At 68.0% G+C, this 20,597-nt stretch carries 16 protein-coding genes; 9 read left to right on the top strand and 7 right to left on the bottom strand.

Annotated features, from left to right (window positions below):
* The first annotated feature begins 74 nt into the window (after positions 1 to 74).
* On the top strand, positions 75 to 947 hold the full coding sequence (locus tag ACWPN5_RS21600; RefSeq protein ID WP_492297291.1) for a branched-chain amino acid aminotransferase: 873 nt from the start codon (positions 75 to 77) through the stop codon (positions 945 to 947).
* A gap of 69 nt (positions 948 to 1,016) precedes the next feature.
* On the opposite strand, the gene ACWPN5_RS21595 is transcribed toward ACWPN5_RS21600, so the two are convergent.
* Positions 1,017 to 3,281 (bottom strand): S8/S53 family peptidase, encoded by a 2,265-nt coding sequence (locus tag ACWPN5_RS21595; RefSeq protein WP_492297289.1) that lies wholly within the window; start codon positions 3,279 to 3,281, stop codon positions 1,017 to 1,019.
* Positions 3,274 to 4,077 carry a S1 family peptidase gene (locus ACWPN5_RS21590; protein ID WP_492297288.1) on the bottom strand — a complete coding sequence of 268 codons (804 nt, stop codon included), beginning with the start codon at positions 4,075 to 4,077 and terminating at the stop codon, positions 3,274 to 3,276. Before ACWPN5_RS21590 ends, ACWPN5_RS21595 begins: the two co-directional genes overlap by 8 nt.
* 323 nt (positions 4,078 to 4,400) lie before the next feature.
* On the opposite strand from ACWPN5_RS21590, the gene uvrB reads away from it, so the two are divergent.
* The 4 genes from uvrB to ACWPN5_RS21570 all read left to right on the top strand — a co-directional run bounded on the left by uvrB (position 4,401) and on the right by ACWPN5_RS21570 (position 9,717).
* Positions 4,401 to 6,539, top strand: a complete 2,139-nt coding sequence (gene uvrB / locus ACWPN5_RS21585; protein WP_109138712.1) for an excinuclease ABC subunit UvrB — start codon at positions 4,401 to 4,403, stop codon at positions 6,537 to 6,539.
* Positions 6,540 to 6,639: 100 nt separating this feature from the next.
* Positions 6,640 to 6,918 carry a neuropeptide-like protein 29 gene (locus tag ACWPN5_RS21580; protein WP_145680901.1) on the top strand — a complete coding sequence of 93 codons (279 nt, stop codon included), beginning with the start codon at positions 6,640 to 6,642 and terminating at the stop codon, positions 6,916 to 6,918.
* Between the two features lie 148 nt (positions 6,919 to 7,066).
* A complete protein-coding gene (gene spbR / locus ACWPN5_RS21575; RefSeq protein ID WP_492297285.1) occupies positions 7,067 to 8,182 on the top strand; it encodes a SpbR family protein in 1,116 nt (371 codons plus the stop codon).
* Between the two features lie 218 nt (positions 8,183 to 8,400).
* Positions 8,401 to 9,717: an MFS transporter gene (locus ACWPN5_RS21570; protein WP_211101611.1), complete on the top strand. Its 1,317-nt coding sequence runs from the start codon at positions 8,401 to 8,403 to the stop codon at positions 9,715 to 9,717.
* An 82-nt stretch (positions 9,718 to 9,799) separates the two neighbouring features.
* Here ACWPN5_RS21570 and ACWPN5_RS21565 read toward each other — a convergent pair whose 3' ends face one another.
* The 3 genes from ACWPN5_RS21565 to ACWPN5_RS21555 all read right to left on the bottom strand — a co-directional run bounded on the left by ACWPN5_RS21565 (position 9,800) and on the right by ACWPN5_RS21555 (position 13,272).
* On the bottom strand, positions 9,800 to 11,047 hold the full coding sequence (locus ACWPN5_RS21565) for an ATP-binding response regulator (RefSeq protein WP_200478036.1): 1,248 nt from the start codon (positions 11,045 to 11,047) through the stop codon (positions 9,800 to 9,802).
* 201 nt (positions 11,048 to 11,248) lie between these two features.
* Positions 11,249 to 11,698, bottom strand: coding sequence for a DNA polymerase III subunit chi (locus ACWPN5_RS21560; RefSeq protein ID WP_145680898.1), 450 nt, complete (start codon positions 11,696 to 11,698; stop codon positions 11,249 to 11,251).
* Positions 11,699 to 11,769: 71 nt separating this feature from the next.
* Complete coding sequence (locus ACWPN5_RS21555) at positions 11,770 to 13,272, bottom strand: leucyl aminopeptidase (protein WP_492297282.1); 1,503 nt, start codon at positions 13,270 to 13,272, stop codon at positions 11,770 to 11,772.
* A gap of 226 nt (positions 13,273 to 13,498) precedes the next feature.
* Between ACWPN5_RS21555 and lptG the strand changes: the two genes are divergently transcribed.
* The 3 genes from lptG (at position 13,499) to pdxA (ending at position 17,212) form a co-directional block, all read left to right on the top strand.
* Positions 13,499 to 14,593, top strand: a complete 1,095-nt coding sequence (gene lptG, locus ACWPN5_RS21550; RefSeq protein WP_145680896.1) for an LPS export ABC transporter permease LptG — start codon at positions 13,499 to 13,501, stop codon at positions 14,591 to 14,593.
* A 139-nt stretch (positions 14,594 to 14,732) separates the two neighbouring features.
* A complete protein-coding gene (locus ACWPN5_RS21545) occupies positions 14,733 to 16,175 on the top strand; it encodes a peptidylprolyl isomerase (RefSeq protein WP_145680895.1) in 1,443 nt (480 codons plus the stop codon).
* A complete protein-coding gene (gene pdxA, locus ACWPN5_RS21540) occupies positions 16,175 to 17,212 on the top strand; it encodes a 4-hydroxythreonine-4-phosphate dehydrogenase PdxA (protein WP_492297279.1) in 1,038 nt (345 codons plus the stop codon). Before ACWPN5_RS21545 ends, pdxA begins: the two co-directional genes overlap by 1 nt.
* Positions 17,213 to 17,231: 19 nt before the next feature.
* Here the strand turns inward: pdxA and ACWPN5_RS21535 are convergent, their stop codons facing one another.
* Complete coding sequence (locus ACWPN5_RS21535) at positions 17,232 to 17,354, bottom strand: hypothetical protein (RefSeq protein ID WP_257722160.1); 123 nt, start codon at positions 17,352 to 17,354, stop codon at positions 17,232 to 17,234.
* A gap of 127 nt (positions 17,355 to 17,481) precedes the next feature.
* Positions 17,482 to 19,812: a hybrid sensor histidine kinase/response regulator gene (locus ACWPN5_RS21530; RefSeq protein WP_492297277.1), complete on the bottom strand. Its 2,331-nt coding sequence runs from the start codon at positions 19,810 to 19,812 to the stop codon at positions 17,482 to 17,484.
* 189 nt (positions 19,813 to 20,001) lie between these two features.
* On the opposite strand from ACWPN5_RS21530, the gene ACWPN5_RS21525 reads away from it, so the two are divergent.
* A complete protein-coding gene (locus tag ACWPN5_RS21525; protein WP_492297276.1) occupies positions 20,002 to 20,538 on the top strand; it encodes a hypothetical protein in 537 nt (178 codons plus the stop codon).
* Positions 20,539 to 20,597: the final 59 nt, after the last annotated feature.

Raw genomic sequence — 20,597 nt, 5'->3', positions numbered from 1 at the left:
CGAGACAAGCGCGGCTTTCAACAATTCCATTCCAAGTCCCGAGCAACGGGCCAAAGACCAAGGTGGGAACCGCCATGTCCATCCTTCCCTTCGACGACCGCGACGGCGTGATCTGGTACGACGGCGCGCTGGTGCCGTGGCGCGACGCGAATCTGCACGTCCTGTCGCACGGCCTCCATTACGCGAGCTGCGTGTTCGAGGGCGAGCGCGTCTACAACGGCACGGTGTTCAAGCTGACCGAGCACAGCGAGCGTCTGGCCGCCTCCGCCCGCATCCTGGGCTTCGAGCTTCCCTATTCCGTTGCGGAGATCGACGCGGCGACCAACGAGACGGTGAAGGCGATGGGCTTCACCGACGCCTATGTCCGCCCGGTGGCGTGGCGCGGCAGCGAGATGATGGGCGTGGCGGCGCAGGACAGCCGCATCCACGTCGCCATCGCCGTCTGGCAGTGGCCGAGCTACTTCAGCCCCGAGGCGAAGATGGCCGGCATCAAGCTGACCTGGGCGCCTTGGCGCCGCCCGGCCCCCAACACCGCGCCGACCGCCTCGAAGGCGGCGGGCCTCTACATGATCTGCACGCTGTCCAAGCACGCGGCGGAGGCCGAGGGCTACCAGGACGCGCTGATGCTCGACTACCGCGGTTATCTGGCCGAGGCGACGGGAGCGAACCTGTTCCTGGTCATGGACGGCAAGATCCACACGCCGAAGCCCGACTGCTTCCTGGATGGCATCACCCGCCGCACGGTGATCGACCTCGCCAAGGCCCGCGGGATCGAGGTGATCGAACGCCACATCCAGCCCGACGAACTGGCCAACACCCAGGAGGTCTTCCTGACCGGCACCGCCGCGGAAGTGACTCCGGTCGGCCAGATCGGCGATTACCGCTTCACGCCGGGCCGCGTCTGCGAGACGCTGGTGAAGGACTACGACGCGCTGGTGCGCGGATAGGCCGTTGCGCCTCGCCCTGTGAACCGCTTCCAACATGCGGTTCACAGGGCGATGGCGGTATGCCGTGCGTCAACGTGGATACCAGGCCGGCACGTAATCGACGAGGGTCGAAAGCCTGATCTCTTCGGTGTCGCCGGTCCGCGAATTGGTGAAGGTGATGGACTGATTGCCCACATCCTTCGCGGGGCACAGGTTCCAACGCTCCATCGCGGCAGGGATGGTCGGATTGGAACCGGCCTTCCAGAGGTGGAGATCCGGCGGCTGGCCGTCCTTGGCCGTGAAGGCGAGCTTCCGCACCTCCGACAGCCGGAAATCCTCCTCGCAGAGCGTGAGCAGGGCGTCCTTGTTCTGCACCTGCCCGAGCCGGATTTCGGTCCGGTCGCCGACCCGGACCTCGACAAGGTCGTGCCAGACGGCCAACGCTTTGGTGGCGTTCAGGACGCCGCGGGAAAAGACGACTTTGTCGAAGCCATCATGCGCGTCCACGGAGGTCAGCAATCGGGCCTTGATCTCACGGACACTTAACCCTTCGTTATGGAGCAGCGCGGCGACGAAGCTTACCACCGGCGCTGCGAAGGACGTCCCGGTCAGCGATGCGGGCCGTATTCGCAGCTTTCCGCCATCCACCTCTTCGCCGGTGTAAGTCGGCACACGGCAGCCTGGGGCCAGGAGGTCGACTGTTTTCGCGCTGTAGCGGGAAAAGGTCGCGCGGTTCCCCTGCCCGTCATGGGCGCCCACCGTCACGATCGTAGCGCCGTCACCATTTTCCGTGTTCCCGCCGAGCGCCGCGGGCCAAAGGGCATCGGGTTCCATTCGGCGGCCATCGTTGCCGGCCGCGGACACCAGCAGGATCTCCTCCCCGCGCCGCTTCAGGGCCATTTCCAGCGCCGCGCTCCGCTGGTCGATGCTCAGGCTGACGTTGATGATGGGAATGTCGTTTTTCGCAGCGAACTCGACGGCTTGGAACAGGGTATCGGGGCTGATCTCGTACCGGTTTTCCGTTCGCCTCACGACGTTGGCGAAGGCGACGCCGATCGGCAGCGGTGCAAACCGGCGCAGCGGTTCCAAGGGGCGGCCGCCGACCGCGACCCCGGCCACCCCCAACCCGTGCCAACGGTCTGGAAATCCCTGGAGGCTGACAGGCGTGTTCTGTTTGGTGTTGAGGTTGACGCCATTGTAGTTGGCCGGAGTCGGGCCGCCCCCTTTGGGAAGATCCTGACCCTTCACCCGCACCAGATAGCCGCTGGAGAAGGCCATGCCCGGGTTGTCAAAAAAGTCGAACCCGCTGTCCAGGATCAGAATTGTCGCTTTCTGAGTTTTCTGCTCCACCTTGCGCTGGGCCATCTCTTCCTTGTTGCTGGCCAGAACCTCCACAAGTTCGGAAATCTTCAAAGGCCAGGAGGATGAGGGAGGAACCGGGGCGGCGCAGAAGGCATCCACATCCTTGTCCACGGGTGCGATCAGGGACGCCAGCTTTGCCGGTTCCACGCGATCGGCGGGCGAAACGCCCGTCGCGGCGATGGCGTCGCTGACTGCTTGGATCGCGGCTTCCGGTGCGATGCCGGGGCGCAGCCGGATGGTGCTCCAGGTCGGTTCGGCGCCGGGCAGAGTGATCGTCTGTCCCGGTTGCAGGCGGCGGGGATCGGATGCCTTGTTGGCGTCGATGAAGGCCTGCGTGTTGACCGCGCTGTAATAGTTTTTTGACAGCTCCTGCATGTATTTCTGTGACGCTTTATCTCCCGTTTGGGTTTTTAGGATAATTTCCTTGGTCTTTTCATATTGAATTGTTTTGAGAGCGTTTGTCCCGCCCGGCGGCATCGCGACGGTGGGAGGGGGCGGGGCTTTGATCGTGGACGGTTCCGATGGCGGTCGTTTTGCCGCCGCCTCGATGCGATCGAGGTTGAGAGGAATCTGGCTGGCTTTGGCGATGGTCGCGATGCTGTCGCCCGACTGGATCGGCTGTGCCCGCGCGGCCGGTAGGGTGGCGCAGGCGGGAAACAGCACGGAGCGGGAGGAACGAAGCTCGACGACGTCATCAATATCCAGCCCGGAGTTGGCCTCCAGAAGGAGTTTCAAATACAGCGGGTCGGCGCCTCCACATCGGCGGGTGACCACCTCCTGGATCGACGCGCCCGCTTTGAGGTCGATGCTTTCCGGAACGCCGATCCGAGCGACGGTCGCCACCAGATCGGGGGCAACCTGAGTGGGAGCCTGGATGTTCAGATAGCTCGTGACCTGGTCCTTGGCGGACGCCGGTCCCACGGTCAGCAGGAATGCCGCAACCGCCTCGGCGGTGTGCAGGCGCGCCCGCACCAACGCCGGACGCCTACGCATGGCAGTGCGCCGTCGGCTCGGTCAGGCCGCAGATCGTCGTGTTGTGGGCTTTGGCCCAAGCCTCGATGAAGTCGAGAACGATCTTGTTGGCGATCGGCGTGATGTAGGAGCGGGTGCTGATATCCCCGCGCGAATTCACGCCGGCGATCACACGGCGATATTGATTGACGTTGATGTATGCGGCTCCGCCGCTGTCGCCGTAGCACACCGCCGCTCCGCCCAGTGTTTCAATGTAAGTGTCGATCCAGCTCGACGCCACGACGGCGGATAGCCCTTCGTAAAGGTAGCCCGAGGGGCCCTTGCCGTCGCTTTGCCGGCATCCGTAGCCAACAAGCTCCAGGACGGTGCCGATTTGCGGGCGCGCCGGGTTGATGTTGATGTTCTCATACCTGCCATTGCCGGGAAGGGCGATTGGCGTCTCCGCGAAACACAGGGCCACGTCGAACGCGGTGTTCGGGTCCTTGTCGTTGGCGGTGTAGCGCGGATGATGGGTGCAGGTCACCGAGGCCGTGTATCCGCCGATCTGAACCGTGCCTTTCTCTTCATGACCGACACAGTGCGCCGCGGTGAGGATTGTTTGAGAGCCAATGGCGGTGCTGGTGCAAAAGCCCGCTTTTGTGGAGAAGCGAAGCGTTGCCGGCCACTTCTCGGGTTTGGCCGGATGTCCACCGAGAATTTCCGTGTCCATTGATTCCGGGGGTGTTTCCGGAACGCTCATGGTGAACTCGGCTCTGGCGGCTTGCGCTGACAGGCACCCTAACGCAATCAAGGCAAAGCCGGCGATCATCCTCATCATGATTTCCTCCCTGATATCGGGCGGAAAAACGTTAGCCCATCGGATCGTTTAGTCAATACAAATATCCAATCCGGATACTATTGGAAACATCATTAATTCATTTTTCTCAATACCTTAAAATTCTACATACAATGATATTCATTGCTTTATTTAGTCTCTGAAATATTTCGCATCGCGTTCATGATTGGGAATGGTGGACGCACGGCTTGGCTGGCTTGTTGTGGTGATCGTCTCGGCCGATCCGCGTGCACGTGTGGCAATCGCGGGGCGACCGGACTATATAATCGGTTCCCGTTCCGTACCCCTGGCGCGAGCGCTGCCCCATGTCCCATCCCGTCCTGACCGCCCTCCCGCAGAAGTCCCTGCCCAAGCTGGAGGCGGGCAAGAAGTTCGAACTGGTGTCGGAGTTCAAGCCCTCCGGCGACCAGCCGCGCGCCATCGGGGAGCTGACCGAGGGGCTGCGCGCCGGCGAGAAGGATCAGGTGCTGCTCGGCGTCACCGGGTCGGGCAAGACCTTCACCATGGCGCACGTCATCCAGCACGTCCAGCGCCCCACCCTGGTGCTCGCCCCGAACAAGACGCTGGCGGCACAGCTCTATGGCGAGATGAAGTCTTTCTTCCCGAACAACGCGGTGGAATACTTCGTCTCCTACTACGACTACTACCAGCCCGAAGCCTACGTGCCGCGCACCGACACCTTCATCGAGAAGGAGTCCTCGATCAACGAGCAGATCGACCGCATGCGCCACTCGGCGACGCGGGCGCTGCTGGAGCGCGACGACGTCATCATCGTGGCGTCGGTCTCCTGCATCTACGGCATCGGTTCGGTCGAGACCTATTCGGAGATGACCGTCGACCTGCGCAAGGGACAGGTGGTCGCCCAGCCCGATCTGCTGCGCAAGCTGACGGAGCTTCAGTACAAGCGCAACGACGCGGCCTTCGGGCGCGGCCTGTTCCGGGTGCGCGGCGACACGGTGGAGCTGTTCCCCGCCCACATGGAGGACCGCGCCTGGCGCATCTCGCTGTTCGGCGACGAGATCGAGGGCATCCACGAGATCGATCCGCTGACCGGCGAGAAGATCGCCTCGCTGGAGGCCGTGCGCATCTATCCCAACAGCCACTATGTGACGCCCAAGCCGACGCTCAATCAGGCCATCGAGCAGATCAAGCGCGAGCTGAAGCTCCGGCTGGAGGAGTTCAACGCCCAGGGCAAGCTGCTGGAGGCGCAGCGGCTGGAGCAGCGCACGACCTTCGACATCGAGATGATGGCGGCCACCGGCGCCTGCGCCGGCATCGAGAACTACTCCCGCTACCTGACCGGCCGCGCGGCGGGCGAGCCGCCGCCGACGCTGTTCGAGTATCTGCCGGGCGACGCGCTGCTGATCGTCGACGAGAGCCACGTCATGGTGCCGCAGATCGGCGGCATGTACCGTGGCGACCGGATGCGCAAGGAGACGCTGTCCGAATACGGCTTCCGGCTGCCCAGCGCCATGGACAACCGCCCGTTGAAGTTCGAGGAGTGGGAGGGCATGCGCCCGCAGACGGTCTTCGTCTCGGCCACCCCCGGCCCCTGGGAGATGGAGCGCACCGGCGGCGTCTTCGCCGAGCAGGTGGTCCGCCCGACCGGCCTGATCGACCCGGAGGTGATCATCCGTCCCACCGAGACCCAGGTGGACGACCTGATCCACGAGTGCAAGGAGGTGGTGGCGAAGGGCAACCGCGTGCTGGTCACCACGCTGACCAAGAAAATGGCCGAGGCGCTGACCGAATACATGCACGAGGCGGGGCTGCGCGTGCGCTACATCCACTCCGACGTGGAGACGCTGGAGCGCATCGAGATCATCCGCGACCTGCGGCTCGGCGCCTACGACGTGCTGGTCGGCATCAACCTGCTGCGCGAGGGGCTGGATATTCCCGAATGCTCGCTGGTCGCCATCCTGGACGCCGACAAGGAGGGCTATCTGCGCTCCAAGACCTCGCTGATCCAGACCATCGGCCGCGCCGCCCGCAACGTCGAGGGGCGGGCGATCCTCTACGCCGACAAGATCACCGGCAGCATGCAGTACGCCATCGACGAGACGGCGCGCCGCCGCGAGAAGCAGCGGGCCTACAATCTGGAGCACGGCATCACGCCGGAATCCGTGAAGAAGGCCATCGGCGACATCCTGGAGAGCGTCTACGAGCGCGGCGACCACGTCACCGTGAAGACCGGCCTGAACGCGTCGGAACTGGTCGGCCACAATCTGAAGTCCGTGATGGCCGACATGGAAAAGCGCATGAAGGCCGCCGCCGCCGATCTGGAGTTCGAGGAGGCCGCCCGCCTGCGCGACGAGCTGCGCCGCCTGGAGGCGATGGACCTCGGGCTGGAGCAGCCGGGCAGCATCGGCATCAGCTCTGCCCGCCAGGGCCGCGGCATCCCCGAGGGCGCCCCGAAGAAACAGGGACGACGCGGGCGGCGCTGACGGAAGGGCGGAGCCGGCTCGGGAATAATATCCCGGCCGCCGGCGTTCATCCTGTCAGTACGGCCCGCCCGCCGGGCCGCGATCCCTGACAGGAACGCCCATGTCGACGCTCCGCTCGCTGTCTCTTCTGTCCTTCGCCGCCCTTCTGCTGTCCGGCTGCTATGTCGCCGCCGGGACTCCCGGGCCCGTCTACGGCTACGGACATCGGTCCTATGGCTACGGCTATTACGAGCGCCCGCAGTACCGCCATTACGCACCGCCCCCCGTCGTCTACGGCCGCCCCTACTATGGCGGCTATTACGGGGGATATCGCGGTGGGCATCATGGCGGCCCCCGCCATCATCACCGGCATGGCGGCTCGGGAAGGGGCGGCTGGTGAGGAACGGCCGGGGCCGGTCCCTCACCGGAAATCGTCGTTAACAAAGGCTCAATGCTTTGGTCCGATCATGACCTGAATACATTCGCTCCCGCTGATGCACGAATCCAGGACACGGGGGCGATACAGGGCAGGAAAGGGTCAGGGACCCATGAGCGACCAACTCACCAAGGACGACGTGTCCCGGCTGCTGTCGGACCCGTCGCCGAACAGCCGTTCCGAACTGGCGGTCAAGATCGCCAAGCAATTCTCCGCGACCAGCCTGTCGGAGAGCGAGCGCCGGCTCGCCGAGGACATCATACGCTTCATGGCTCGCGACGCCGTGGTGCGCGTCCGCCAGTCGCTGGGCGAGAATCTGAAGGCCAACCCGGCGCTGCCGCGCGACGTCGCGCTGATGCTGGCGCGCGATGTCGAGGCCGTGGCGATCCCGGTGCTCAGCGTCTCCACCGTGCTGACCGACGCCGACCTCGTCGAGCTGGTGCGGACCGGCACGGACGCCAAGCACACCGCCATCGCGCAGCGCCCGGCCCTGTCGGCCAGCGTCGCCGACGCGCTGATCGACACCGCATCGGAAGGGGCGGTGGCGGTGCTGGTCGCCAACGAGAGCGCGGACCTCGGCGAGGGCACGCTCGGCAGGGTCATCGAGCGCTTCGCCGACAGCGAAACGGTGCAGGAGCCGCTGGTCCAGCGCGCCCGCCTGCCGATCACCATCGCCGAACGGCTGGTCGCCGTGGTTTCGGAGAAGCTGCAGCAGCATCTGGTGGCCAACCACGACCTCCCGGCCAAGGTCGCCGCCGACCTGATCCTGCAAAGCCGTGAACGCGCCACCGTTTCCCTCTTCTCCGGCGAGAGCGACGAGGGCGCGCTGGAGCGGCTGGTCGCGCAGCTCTCGCGCAGCGGCCGCCTGACTCCGTCGCTGATGGTGCGGGCGCTGTGCATGGGCGACGCCGCCTTTTTCGAGACGGCGCTGTCCCACCTCGCCAACGTGCCGCTCACCAACGCCCGCCTGCTGATCCACGACGCCGGGCGGCTGGGTCTGAAGTCCATTTACGACAAGGCGAAGCAGCCGCCGGCCCTGCTGCCGGCCTGCCGGATCGCCCTGGACGTGCTGAAGGAAACCCCCTACGACGGCGAGCCGCACGACATCGAGCGCCACCGCCGCCGGGTGATCGAGCGCATCCTGACCCAGTATGAGGATCTGGCGGCGGAGGATCTGGACTACCTGCTCGACAAGCTGGGCGATCTCATGCGCGTGGAAACGAAATAACGCCAGAGACTCCGAAAATTGCCTAATGCGCAGTTTTCGGTTGCGATGATAAGTTTTATCGGCAACCTTTCATTTGTCAAAGCCTTGAGGTGATCTGACCGCCCGGTCACGATCACCTTGAGCGGGCCGTTCCATGGTGCCATTTTGCGGCGCCCGCTGTTCCTAACCCTTGCGTCTGGCCGCGGTCTTTTTGCCAGATCCTTGGGAAGGAGAGCGCGTTGCCTGCTGACAGCATTGAACGGGTGTCGGCGCCTTCGGGCGAAACCGGCCGGGGCTTCCGTCCGGCGTCGCTGGACGCCGTGAACTTCCTGCTGGCGGACGTAAGAGGGGCGCTCGGCCCCTATCTCAACGTCTTTCTGGTGACCCAACAGCATTGGAGCCAGTCGGAGGTCGGGCTGGTGACCAGCCTCGCCGGCTGGCTCGGGCTTGCCGTGCAGACGCCGATCGGTGCGGCCATCGATGCCACGCACCGCAAGCGCGAGGCCATCGTCCTGGCCCTGGCCGTGCTGGGCGCCGGAGCGCTGTGCATCTACCTGTTCCCCAACTTCTGGCCGGTCCTGATCGCCAACACGCTGATCGCGGTGGTCGGGGACGTCTTCGGCCCGGCGGTGGCGGCGCTGACCCTCGGCCTTGTCCCACAGCGCCTGCTCGCCCGGCGGATGGGGCGCAACGCCGCCTTCGACCATGCGGGCAACGTGGCCGTGGCGGCGCTCGCCGGGCTGGTCGGCTGGCTGTTCTCCCAGCAGGCGGTGTTCCTGCTGGTGCCGGTGTTCGCCGTCCTGTCGTCGCTGGCCGTCCTGTCGATTCCGGCCGCCGCCATCGACCAGCGCCGGGCGCGTGGGGTGGAGGCCTCCGCCGCCGACGGGGTGGGCGACGGGGTGGGCGACGGGGAGACGGTGTCGGGCATGGGCATCCTGGTCCATTGCCGGCCGCTGCTGATCTTCGGCATCTGCGCCCTGCTGTTCCATTTCGCCAACGCGCCCCTGCTGCCGCTGGTCGGGCAAAAGCTGGCCGCGGCGCACCCGGAATGGGCGACGGTCATGATGTCGTCCTGCATCATCGCCGCCCAACTCGTCATGCTGCCCATCGCTGTCCTGGTCGGACGGACGGCGGACCAATGGGGCCGCAAGCCGATCCTGCTGGTCGGCTTCGCCATCCTGCCCTTGCGGGCCCTCCTTTACACCCTGTCGGACAACAGCGCCTGGCTGATCGGCGTCCAGCTTCTCGACGGGGTCGGCGCCGGCATCTTCACCGCCCTGACGCCGCTGGTGATCGCCGACCTGATGCGCGGCACCGGGCGCTACAACCTCGCCTTCGGCGCGGTCGCCACGATGCAGGGGGTGGGTGCGGCGACCAGCGGCTTCGTTACCGGCGTGATCGTCGACCGCTTCGGCTATTCCGCCGCCTTCCTGACGGCGGGGGCGATGGCGTTGATCGCGCTGGCCGCCCTGTTCCTGGGCCTGCCGGAAACCGCGCCGGCCAACCCGGCCGAAGCCGGGGCGGGACCGTTGGAGGAACCCAGCCTCGCCGAGTGATTGAGGGTCCGGTGATCGGGCCAAGTGATTGGGCCGAGTGATCGGGAAACCCGGCACCCGGCCCGCCCGGCCTCGGCCGCCCTCACAAAGCCCGGGATTCCCGGAGGCCGGCGATGGGCGGGGCCGTCAGGCGGGCGGCGGGCAACAGGATGGTCACGGTGGTGCCGCGCCCCGGCGCGCTTTCCAATTCGACGTTGCCACCGTGCAATTCGGCGAAGCGGCGGACGATGGGCAGGCCCAGCCCGATCCCTTCATGTTGGCGGACCAGCGAGCATTCGCCCTGGATGAAAGGGCGGAAGACGTGGTCGACCATTTCCGGCGGGATGCCGGGGCCGTCGTCGGCGACCGCGATGGCGACCATCCCGCCCTGAAGCGCGATCCGCAGCGTGACCCCCCCGCCCCGGTGGCCGAACTTCACCGCGTTGTCCAGCAGATGGACGATCATCTCCCCCAGCCGGCGCTGGTCGGCGCGCAAGGTGACGGGCGGGCCGGGCTGGAGCGTGATGGTCTGCGCCTTGGCCTGCGCCTTGGGGCCGAGCAGGTCGATGCAGCGGATCAGCAGGGCGGGCAGGTCGATGGTCGATTCAGCAAGGTCGATTCCGCCGGACCCCCGTGTGAAGTCCAGGATGTTGTTGACCATGCCGAGCAGCGCCTTGCCGCTCTCCTCGATCAGCCGGACGTAATCCATGTAGTCGTCGTGGCCGAGCGGCCCGTGCGCCTCGCTGGACAGCACCTCGGCAAAGCCGATGATGGCGTTCAGCGGGGTCCGCAACTCATGGCTGGTCACCGAGAGGAAGTCGAGCTTGGCCCGGTCGGCGTGGCGTGCGGCCTCCAGGGCGGCGCTGAGTTCCGCGGTCCGTTCCGACACGCGGCGTTCCAGACCACGGTTCTGCTCGGCGGCGCGCTGGTAGAGCTTGCGGATTTCCAGCACGCTGCGCACCCTGTGCAGCAGCTCCCAGGCGATGAAGGGCTTGGTGAGGAAATCGTTGGCGCCCAGCTCCAGCGAGCGCCGCCGAGTCTCCTGGTCGGTGTGGGCGGTCAGCACGAGGATGGGAACGACATCGTCGCCATACAGGGCGTTGATGCGCTCCATCAGGTCGAAGCCGCTCATGTGCGGCATGCGGATGTCGATCAGCAGAAGGTCGAAGCGCTGCGCCTCGCAGAGGGCGGGGACCCGGCGCGGATCGGTTTCCCCCCGCACGGCGGTGTAGCCCTCGTGGATCAGGATGTCGCGAACCAGCTCGACGTTCGACGCGTTGTCGTCGACGATCAGGATGGCGGCGTCCTTGACGTCCCGCGCCAAGGTCGGGTCGAGAGCGCTCCGGGTCATGGCGGAGCCGTCCCGGTCCTATGGACGCACCTTTGCATACTGCCCTCCACCTGTGCGCCGCCCCGCGGGATTTTACGGGTTTTAGATTAACCTTGCGCACAGGAGGCCCGTCAAGAACGGTTGAGACAAATGAATGCAATATTACACCGCGTTAGCGGTATCACTCGAAGAATGCTTTAAAGCATATAAAATTAGTCGGTTTTAGGCGCGCTTTTCCCAGCCGCCGCGGTCGTTCTGTTGCCAGTAGGTGAGGGCATGGCCGGCGGCCTTGCAGACCTTCCAGCGCTCGCGCGCCGCCAGCACCGCCTCGCCGTCGTTGCCGTCGAACAGGTCGCAGACGAGGTCGAAGGACTCCATGGCGCCGCTGGTCACCCCGTCCACCAGGATCAGGACGGTGGCCCCGTTGGGGTTCTCTTCCTCGGCGGTCAGCCAGACCGGCTGGTCGGTGGCGAAGCCGTCGCGCGCCGCGCCGTGCGGCAGGAAGGAGGAGGGATCGTAGGTCCACAAATGCTGATTGAGCGCGTCCACCCGCTCCGGCGAGCCGGCCAGGACGACGGCGCGCCAGCCGCGCTCCAGAACCTTTTCCAGGATCTTCGGCAATGCCTGTTCGAGCGTGCGCCGCTGGAGGTGATAGAAACGGACCTCGGTCATGGCCTCATCGTCCGGAAGTCCTGCGGTCCGTGAATGCGTCCGGCAGGGCGGCGCCCCGCCGGACGAAGACCTCACTTGCCTTCGTGATAGCTCGCCACGAAGCGGTCGAGCAGGCGGACGCCGAAGCCGGTGCCGCCCTTCGGCACGGTGGCCGTGTCCTTCTTCGACCAGGCGACGCCGGCGATGTCGATGTGCGCCCAGGGCAGATCCTCGACGAAGCGCTTGAGGAACTGCGCGCCGACGATGCTGCCGGCGCCGCGGCCCGACCCGACGTTCTTCATGTCGGCGATGTCGGAGTTGATGTCCTTGTCGTAGGCGTCGCCCATCGGCAGGCGCCACAGCGGCTCGCCCACCGACTTGCCGGAGGCCAGCAGGTTCTCGGCCAGCCAGTCGTCGTTGGCGAACAGGCCGGCGTGCTCATGGCCCAGCGCGATGATGACCGCACCGGTCAGGGTGGCGAGGTCGACCAGCAGGCGCGGCTTGAAGGTCTCCTGCGCGTAGGTCAGGCAGTCGGCCAGGACGAGGCGGCCTTCCGCGTCGGTGTTGATCACCTCGATGGTCTGGCCGGACAGCGAGGTCACCACGTCGCCGGGGCGCTGCGCGGTGCCTGACGGCATGTTCTCGACCAGGCCGACGATGCCGACGGCGTTGACCTTCGCCTTGCGGGCGGCCAGCGCGCGCATGGTGCCGATGACCACCGCGGCGCCGCCCATGTCCCACTTCATGTCCTCCATCCCGGCGGCGGGCTTGATGGAGATGCCGCCGGTGTCGAAGGTCACGCCCTTGCCGATGAAGGCGAGCGGGCGGCGGTCCTCGGCGTCGGGGGCGCCGTCCCAGCGCATCACGACGACGCGCGGCTCGAAGGCGCTGCCCTGGGCGACGCCGATCAGCGCGCCCATGCCGAGCTTCCTCAGCTTCTTGAGGTCCAGAACCTCGACCTGCAGGCCGACCTCGGTCAGGTCCCGGCAACGGTCGGCGAGGCTTTCCGGGTTCAGGACGTTGGCCGGCTCCGACACCAGATCGCGGGTGTAGGCGACGGACTCGGCCAGCGGCTCCAGGCGGCCATAGGCGCGCTTGGCGGTGTCCGGCTCGGCGGTCAGGACGATGATCTTCTTGAGGGAGGGCTTGGCCTCCTTCTTCTCGGTCGTCCGATACTTGTCGAAGCGGTAGGAGCGGAGCTGCGCGCCGAAGGCCAGCTCCGCCGCCGCCGCGTCGGGGGCCACGGTGCCGCCGTCCGGCAGGTCGAGCAGGACCGAGACCTCGGTCTCGCCGGACTTTTCCAGGGCGGCGACGATGGCGCCGCCGACGGACTGGAGCGTGGCCTCGGACAGATCCTCGCCCTTGCCGATGCCGACCAGGAGGATGCGGTCGAACTCCACCCCGGCGGGCGCGAGGATCGCCAGAGTTTCCTCCCGCTTGCCGGTGAAGCGGCTGGCCTTCATGGCGCGGGACAGCGAGCCGCCCGTCCTCTGGTCGAGATCCTGCCCCGCGGCGCCGAGCGCGCGATCGGTGGCGACGGTGACGGCGACGGTGCCGGACTTGGGCAGCGCGGGCTTCGCAAAGGCGAACTTCATCGGCTCCTCTCGGGCTCCTCTCGGCTGGGACGGCCGGCGCGCGGGCGCCGGGGCGGGTGGGATCGATCCGCAACCACCCTGGGATAAAGACCTTCCCGTGCGCCCTGTCAAGGCGCGGACCGGTTGTTTCCCGCGCCCGTCCGCAGTACATAGCCCCGTCACGCCGTGGTGGAAGCCCCCGGCGCGCCGCGTACCGCCCGTCGATCGGCCGGGGAGGCCGGAGCCCATGTATTCATCCGCCACGCTGTCGCGCTACATCGGGCGCCAGTTCGTCACCTGGTTCCTGCTGCTGCTCGGCATCCTGCTGTCGATCATCCTGCTGCTCGACGTCGTGGAGCTGCTGCGCCGCGCCGGAACCAAGCCGGACATCACCTTCTGGCTGGTCCTGCGCATGGCCCTGCTGAAGCTGCCGGAGATCGGCCAGCAGATCTTCCCCTTCGTGATCCTGTTCAGCGGCATGTTCACCTTCTGGCGGCTGACGCGCAGCGCGGAGCTGGTGGTGGCCCGCGCGGTCGGCGTGTCGGCGTGGCAGTTCCTGACCCCGGTGCTGATCGCAGCACTGATGATCGGCGCCGTGAAGGTGACGATGATCAACCCGGTCGGCGCGGTCTTCATCGCCAAGTACAACCAGCTTCAGGACCGCTACCTGAAACTGAAGTCGAGCAGTTTCGACGTCTCGCGCAGCGGCCTCTGGCTGCGCCAGCAGGAGGCGGGGGAGCAGTATTTCATCCACGCCGACGGGGTGAACCCGCTGACCTTCGAGATGTCGCAGGTCATCGTTCTGCGCTTCGACACCAACATGACCTACATCGGCCGGGTGGACGCGCCGCGCGCCGTGCTGCGCGACCGGAAGTGGGAGCTGCAGGACGCGACGATCAACCTCGGCAAGAAGGAATCGGAGACGGTCCCGGCCTATGTCATCCCGACGGAGCTGAACCGGACCACCATCGAGGAGAGCTTCGCCGCGCCGGAGACGATCTCCTTCTGGGAGCTGCCGCAGTTCATCCGCACGCTGGAGGCCACCGGCTTCCCGGCGGTGCGGCACCGGCTGCACTACCAGTCGCTGCTGTCGCAGCCCGTGCTCTATGTGGCGATGGTGCTGTTCGCCGCGGCCTTCTCGCTGCGGCTGCCGCGGCGCGGCGGCACCATGACGATGGTGTCGGGCGGCGTGCTGACCGGATTCGTCCTGTTCGTGATGACCGACGTGATCCGCACCTTCGGCATCTCCGAGACCATCCCGCTGGCCATGGCGGCCTGGAGCCCGGCCTGCGTCAGCGTGCTTCTGGGCACCGCGGCGCTGCTGCATCTGGAGGACGGCTGACGCCGGATCCGGAGCGGGCCCGACACCGCCCGCCCGGTCTTTGGACACAATTCCGTTGCAGGATGCGTCCCACGATTCCGTTTACACGCGCCCGGGGGGGCCGTATTAAACGGCAACCACCTCTGGAGTCTGGAGCACCATGCAGAGTTTGCGAGCCGTCCGGTCTGCCTTCGCCGTGGCGACCGCCTGCGCCCTTCTTGCCGCCGGATCGCCCGCCGCGGCCCAGACGCGGGCTCCCAACGCTCCGAACAGCCCGGCGGGAACGCAAGGCCCCGCGGAACGCATCGCCGCCGTCGTCAACGACGAGGTCATCTCGCTGTCCGACGTGCACGCGCGCATCCGCCTCGCTCTGCTGAACGCCGGCGCCCAGGACAGCGCGGAGACGCGCCAGCGCCTGACCCCGCAGGTGCTTCGCCAGCTCGTCGACGAGCGGCTCCAGCTCCAGGAGGCCAAGCGTCTCGGCGTCTCGGTCCCGTCGAAGGACATCGACGAGGCGATCGGCCGCATCGCCGAACAGAACCGCATGGGCCGCCCGCAGCTCGAAGCCATGCTGAAGGCCCAGAACGTCCCGGTCTCCACCCTGCGCGAGCAGGTGCGGGCGCTGCTGTCCTGGCAGCGGGTGATGCAGCGCCGCATCCGGCAGGAGGTGGTGATCGGCGACGAGGAGATCGACGCCGTGATGCAGCGCATCAAGGCCAACATCGGCAAGCCGGAGTATCTGGTGGCCGAGATCTTCCTGGCGGTGGACAGCCCCGACCAGGACGAGGAGGTGCGCCGCAACGCCGAACGGCTGGTCGAGGAGGTGCGCCGCGGCGGCAACTTCGCCGCGCTGGCCCGCCAGTTCTCGCAGTCCGCCGGCGCCGCCTCGGGCGGCGACATGGGCTGGGTGCGCACGGGCGAGCTGAACGCCGAGCTGGACAAGACCCTGTCCACCATGCGCGCCGGCCAGCTCTCCTCGCCGGTTCGCACGGCGACCGGCTATCACGTCCTGCTGGTCCGCGACCAGCGGCCCTTCGGCAGCAACGCCTCCACCGCTCCGCCGCCGGCCCCGCCGCCGCGCCCGCGCGCCCAGCCGAAGCCCGATCTGGCCAAGGCCAAGGTCAACATGAAGCAGATCGTCATCCCGGCCCCCTCGAAGGAGGAGCTGAAGGCGGTCCAGGCGCAGGCGGAGAAGCTGCGCAAGTCGATCAAGAGCTGCACCGACTTCGACGAGAAGGCCCGCGCCATGGGCATTCCGGAATCGGGCGACATGGGCACGCTGCGGGTCAAGGACCTCGCGCCGGGCCTCCAGCAGCTCGCCGTCGGCATCCCGCTCGGCCAGCCCAGCCCGGTGCTGATGAGCCCGGGCGGCGCCGTGATCCTGATCGTCTGCAAGCGCGACGTGCCGATGATCGAGCCGCCGCCCGAGGCCGAGCCGCAGCCGGTGGCCGCCCCGGCCCCGCCGCCGATCGATCCGAAGGACATCAAGATGCCGCCGCGCGAGGAGATCGAGCGCGACCTGATCAACGAGCGCGCCGACCTGCTGGCCCGCCGCTACCTGCGCGACCTGCGCCGCACCGCCTTCGTGGAGATCCGCAACTGATGACCACGTCCGGCGTCCGGCCGCCGCTCGCCCTGACCATGGGCGAGCCGGCGGGGATCGGCGGGGAGATCGCACTGAAGGCCTGGGCGGACGCTCGGGCGAAGGCCGGGGCGGCCCGCGCGGACGGCGCGGTGCCGCCCTTCGTCCTTCTGGACGATCCCGCCCGCCTGGAGGCGCTCGCCGCCCGGCTCGGTCTGCCGGTCCCGGTGAGGGCGGTGGGCAGCATGGCCGAGGGTGCTGCGCTGTTCGGCGCGGCGTTGCCGGTGCTGCCCCAGCCGCTGGCGGTCCCGGTCACGCCGGGCCGGCCCGATCCGGCCAACGGGGCGGCGGTGATCGCCAGCATCGACCGGGCGGTCGAGCTGGTCCGCCGCGGGGAGGCGGCGGCGGTCGTCACCAACCCGATCCAGAAGTCGGCGCTCTACGCCGCCGGCTTCCGCCATCCCGGACACACCGAGTATCTGGCGCATCTTGCCGGGCTCACCGAAGAGCCGGTGATGATGCTGGCCGCGCAGGATCTGCGCGTCGTGCCGGTGACCATCCATGTCTCCGTCCGCGACGCCGTGCCGCTGGTGACGCGGGAGGCGATCCTGCACGCCGGCCGGGTCACCGCCGCGGCGCTGGTCCGCGACTTCGGCATCGCCCGGCCCCGGCTGGCTGTCGCCGCGCTGAACCCCCATGCGGGGGAGGGCGGCGCCATGGGGCGGGAGGAGATCGACGTCATCGCCCCGGCGGTCGCCGACCTGCGGGCGGAGGGCATCGACGCGGTGGGGCCGAAGCCCGCCGACACGCTGTTCCACGCGGCGGCGCGGCGCGGCTACGACGCGGCGCTGTGCATGTACCACGATCAGGCGCTGATCCCGCTGAAGACCATCGACTTCGACACGGGGGTCAACATCACGCTGGGGCTGCCCTTCGTCCGCACCTCGCCGGATCATGGGACGGCGCTGGACATCGCCGGCACCGGCAAGGCCGGTGCGTCGAGCCTGATCGCCGCCCTGGCGACGGCGGAGGCCATGGCCGCCCGCCGCCGCGCCTGACCGTCGCCGGGGGTAAGCGTCAGAGGCGGACCGAGCTGCTGGAGAAGCGGCTGGCCGAGCTGTGGTCGATGGAGGTCAGCGCGACCGACGCGCCGACGGCGATGACGATGGCGGCGGCGAAGCCGAGCAGCATGGCTTTCATGGGGGGCGCTCCTGGAACCTGATTCTGGTTTCGGCGCAAACGCGCCTTTTTCCAAGACCATAAGCGGGGCGGAGCGCGCTTTCAACCACACTCGGGTCTCGGCCGGGAGCGGCCGGGGAAAACGCGTCTAGGCCGCGGAGGTCAGGGCGTTGCGCAGCACCTCGGGTGCCACGGGCTTGTGCAGGAGACGGTGGCCGCTCTGCTGGACCTCGGCGATGCGCGCGGGGTCGGTGTCGCCGGTCAGCACCAGCGCGGGCACCCGCACACCGCAGACGCCGTAGATGTCGCGGATGGCCTGAAGCCCGGTCCGTCCCTCGCGCAGGCGGTAGTCGGCGACGATCATGTCGGGGCGCTGGCCGAGGCTGGTCAGCGTGCCGATCGCCTCGTCGGCGGAGACGGCGGCGACCACCTCATACCCCCACTCCTCCAGCATGGTCCGCATGGAGAGCAGGATTATGGCGTCGTCCTCGACCACCACGACCAGACCCTTGCCGCCGTTGGCGGGGGGCTGGGCGCCGGACTGGGGAGCCGGTCGGCAGGTCTTCATCACCCGGCGCGGCGCGACCGACGGCACGGTCAGGCCGAAGGCGCTGCCCCGTCCCGGCTCGGAGCGCAGGGTGACCTCATGGCCGAGCAGCCCGGCCAGCCGCCGCACGATGGCGAGCCCCAGCCCCAGCCCCTTGCGGCGGTCGCGCTCCGGGTTGGCGAGCTGGGCGAACTCGACGAACACCTCGTCGCGCTTGTCCTCGGGGATGCCGATGCCGGTGTCCAGGATCTCGATCCGCAGGCCGCCGGAGGTGCGGCGGCAGCCGATCAGGATCCGACCGCTCTCGGTGTAGCGGATGGCGTTCTCCACGAGGTTGCGCAGGATGCGCTCGACCAGCGCCGGGTCGCTGCGCGTCCACCCGTCGGTGGGGACGAGGCGCAGGGCGATGCCGACTTCCGCCGCGCGGCCCCGGTACTCCTCGGCCAGACGCTGCAGCAGGGGGCCCAGCGCGAATTCCGTCACCGCCGGGGTGACCACACCGGCGTCCAGCCGCGACACGTCCAGCAGGCTGTCCAGCAGCGTGCGCAGGCCGTTCAGCGACTCGCTCATGCTCGCCAGCAGGGGGGAGGCCGGGTGGCCGTCGAGCCGGTCGGACAGGGCATGGGCGAAGAAGAACAGCGATTGCACGGGCTGGCGCAGGTCGTGGCTGGCCGCGGCGAGGAACTTGGTCTTGGCCATGTCCGCCCGTTCGGCGTTGTCGCGGGCGGCCAGCGCCTCCTCGCGGGCGCGCTCCGCCTCCGCCTTGGCGCGGTGCAGCGCGTCCTCCGCCGCCTTGCGGGCGGTGATGTCGCGCATGATGCCGGTGAACAGGCGCTGCCGCCCGTCGTGCCATTCGGCCACCGACAGCTCCAGCGGGAAGAGGGAACCGTCCTTGCGCCGGCCCTCGACCTCGCGCCCGATGCCGATGATCCGCCGCTCGCCCGTCTCGCGGAAATGGTTCATGTAGCCGTCGTGGGCGGAGCGGTGGGGCTCCGCCATCAGGATGCGGACGTTGGCGCCGACGGCCTCCTCCGCGCCGTAGCCGAAGGTCGTCTCGGCCGCCCGGTTGAAGGACTGGATGGTGCCGGTCTCGTCGATCACCACGATGGGGTCCACGGCGGAGTCGACGACGGCGCGGTAGCGCGCCTCCTGCCCCGCCGCGCGCTCCGCCGAGCGGCGCCGGTCGATCAGGACGGAGAGCAGCCCCAGCGAGAGGATCAGCAGCGTCCCGATTCCGGTCCCCACCGCCAGGGACGGCGTGGACAGCACGAGGCCGAGATCGTCGCCGGCCGGGACGGCCCCAACACCGATGGCGTGGCCCATGGCGTTCCCGGCGGCGTTCCCGGCGGCGTCCTCTACGGCGCTGGCGGCGGCCATGCCGACGTAATGCATGCTGACCACCGCGGCGCCGAGCACCAGCGCGCCGGACAGGCGCTGCAAGGGGCTGGCCGTGCGGAAGGCGAGCCAGAGCGCGGCGGTGGAGGCGGCAACGGCGATTGCCACCGATGCGACGACCAGAAGCGTGTCGTAGACCAGCGGCACCGGCAGCCGCATGCCGGCCATGCCGACGTAATGCATGGAGACGATCCCGAAACCGGTCAGCAGGCCCGCCGCCGCCAGGGTCGTCCGGCCGCCCCCGCCGTGCGCCACGGCGAAGAGGCCGGTCCCCGACACCCCGACCGCCAGCAGAAAGGATAACGCGGTCAGCAGGATGTCGTAGGACACCGGCACGGGCATGCGCATCGCCATCATGCCGATGAAGTGCATCGACCAGATCCCCGCCCCGAGCGCGAGCGCCGCGGCGCCCAGCCAGCCGTTCCGTCCCCGCCCGGCATCCCGCGCGTGGGAGGCGAGGTCCAGAGCCACATAGCCGCCGAAAGAGGCCACGACAACGGACAGCGCAACGAGGTAAGGATCGTAATGGCCGAGCACGATGGGGCGCACCGAGAGTGGACGAGGGGACGGACGCGCAATGGCAGAAACGTTAGATAGTGGAAATCCGCGGCGAACCCAAGCCGGCGAAACGCCCCTGTACGCCTGACGAAAGACCTAATGGCTACCTCGAACGGAAATTCCTCCTCTCGGACTTTGGATCGGAGCTTGGGGCGGAGGCTGGCGGGGTTGTTGCGCCGCTTCGTGCTGCGCCCCCTGCTGACCGTCGCGGCGCTGGTCTATTTCCTGATCGACGCGGTGGCGCTGGAGGCGTTGCGCCCGCTGGCCGCCTGGATCGGACGGCAACGTTTCGCCGAACGGCTGGCGGCGCGCATCCGCCGGCTCGGCCCCTATCCGACGCTGGCGCTGTTCGTGATTCCGCTGGTGATTCTGGAGCCGCTGAAGCCGGTCGGCCTGTACCTGATGGGCACCGGGCACGCGGTCCAGGGCGCCTTGCTTCTGGGGGCCGTGGAACTGGTCAAGGTCACGTTGGTCGAGCGGCTGTTCCACATCGGCAAGGACAAGCTGCTGACCATCCCGGCCTTCGCCTGGTGCTATGTCCGGGTGGTGCGCTGGCTGGCCTGGCTGATCGCCCTGCCGCCCTGGCAGGCCGCCAAGCGGTTGGTGGGGCGGGTACGCGCGGCAATCCGCCCGGCGCTGGCGGTGATCCGCGGCTGGGCGCGGTCGCTGCGCGACCGCCTGCGCGCTGTGTCGAAAAGAGGGTAACCCTGCCCTGCGCTTGCCGTGTCCTGCGGGCAGCCTCATATCAATGCGGTTTTGCAGAC

The organism is Azospirillum sp. UENF 211521 (genome assembly GCF_058780535.1).
Note: the sequence above shows the minus strand (reverse complement) of the source record. Positions and strands in the feature narration are given on the sequence as shown.

Bases quoted from the DNA above. Each gene is read 5' to 3' on its own strand.
- ACWPN5_RS21600 (WP_492297291.1), top strand. From the start codon at position 75: ATGTCCATCCTTCCCTTCGACGACCGCGACGGCGTGATCTGGTACGAC.
- ACWPN5_RS21595 (WP_492297289.1), bottom strand. From the start codon at position 3,281: ATGCGTAGGCGTCCGGCGTTGGTGCGGGCGCGCCTGCACACCGCCGAG.
- ACWPN5_RS21590 (WP_492297288.1), bottom strand. From the start codon at position 4,077: ATGATGAGGATGATCGCCGGCTTTGCCTTGATTGCGTTAGGGTGCCTG.
- uvrB (WP_109138712.1), top strand. From the start codon at position 4,401: ATGTCCCATCCCGTCCTGACCGCCCTCCCGCAGAAGTCCCTGCCCAAG.
- ACWPN5_RS21580 (WP_145680901.1), top strand. From the start codon at position 6,640: ATGTCGACGCTCCGCTCGCTGTCTCTTCTGTCCTTCGCCGCCCTTCTG.
- spbR (WP_492297285.1), top strand. From the start codon at position 7,067: ATGAGCGACCAACTCACCAAGGACGACGTGTCCCGGCTGCTGTCGGAC.
- ACWPN5_RS21565 (WP_200478036.1), bottom strand. From the start codon at position 11,047: ATGACCCGGAGCGCTCTCGACCCGACCTTGGCGCGGGACGTCAAGGAC.
- ACWPN5_RS21560 (WP_145680898.1), bottom strand. From the start codon at position 11,698: ATGACCGAGGTCCGTTTCTATCACCTCCAGCGGCGCACGCTCGAACAG.
- ACWPN5_RS21555 (WP_492297282.1), bottom strand. From the start codon at position 13,272: ATGAAGTTCGCCTTTGCGAAGCCCGCGCTGCCCAAGTCCGGCACCGTC.
- lptG (WP_145680896.1), top strand. From the start codon at position 13,499: ATGTATTCATCCGCCACGCTGTCGCGCTACATCGGGCGCCAGTTCGTC.
- ACWPN5_RS21545 (WP_145680895.1), top strand. From the start codon at position 14,733: ATGCAGAGTTTGCGAGCCGTCCGGTCTGCCTTCGCCGTGGCGACCGCC.
- pdxA (WP_492297279.1), top strand. From the start codon at position 16,175: ATGACCACGTCCGGCGTCCGGCCGCCGCTCGCCCTGACCATGGGCGAG.
- ACWPN5_RS21535 (WP_257722160.1), bottom strand. From the start codon at position 17,354: ATGAAAGCCATGCTGCTCGGCTTCGCCGCCGCCATCGTCATCGCCGTC.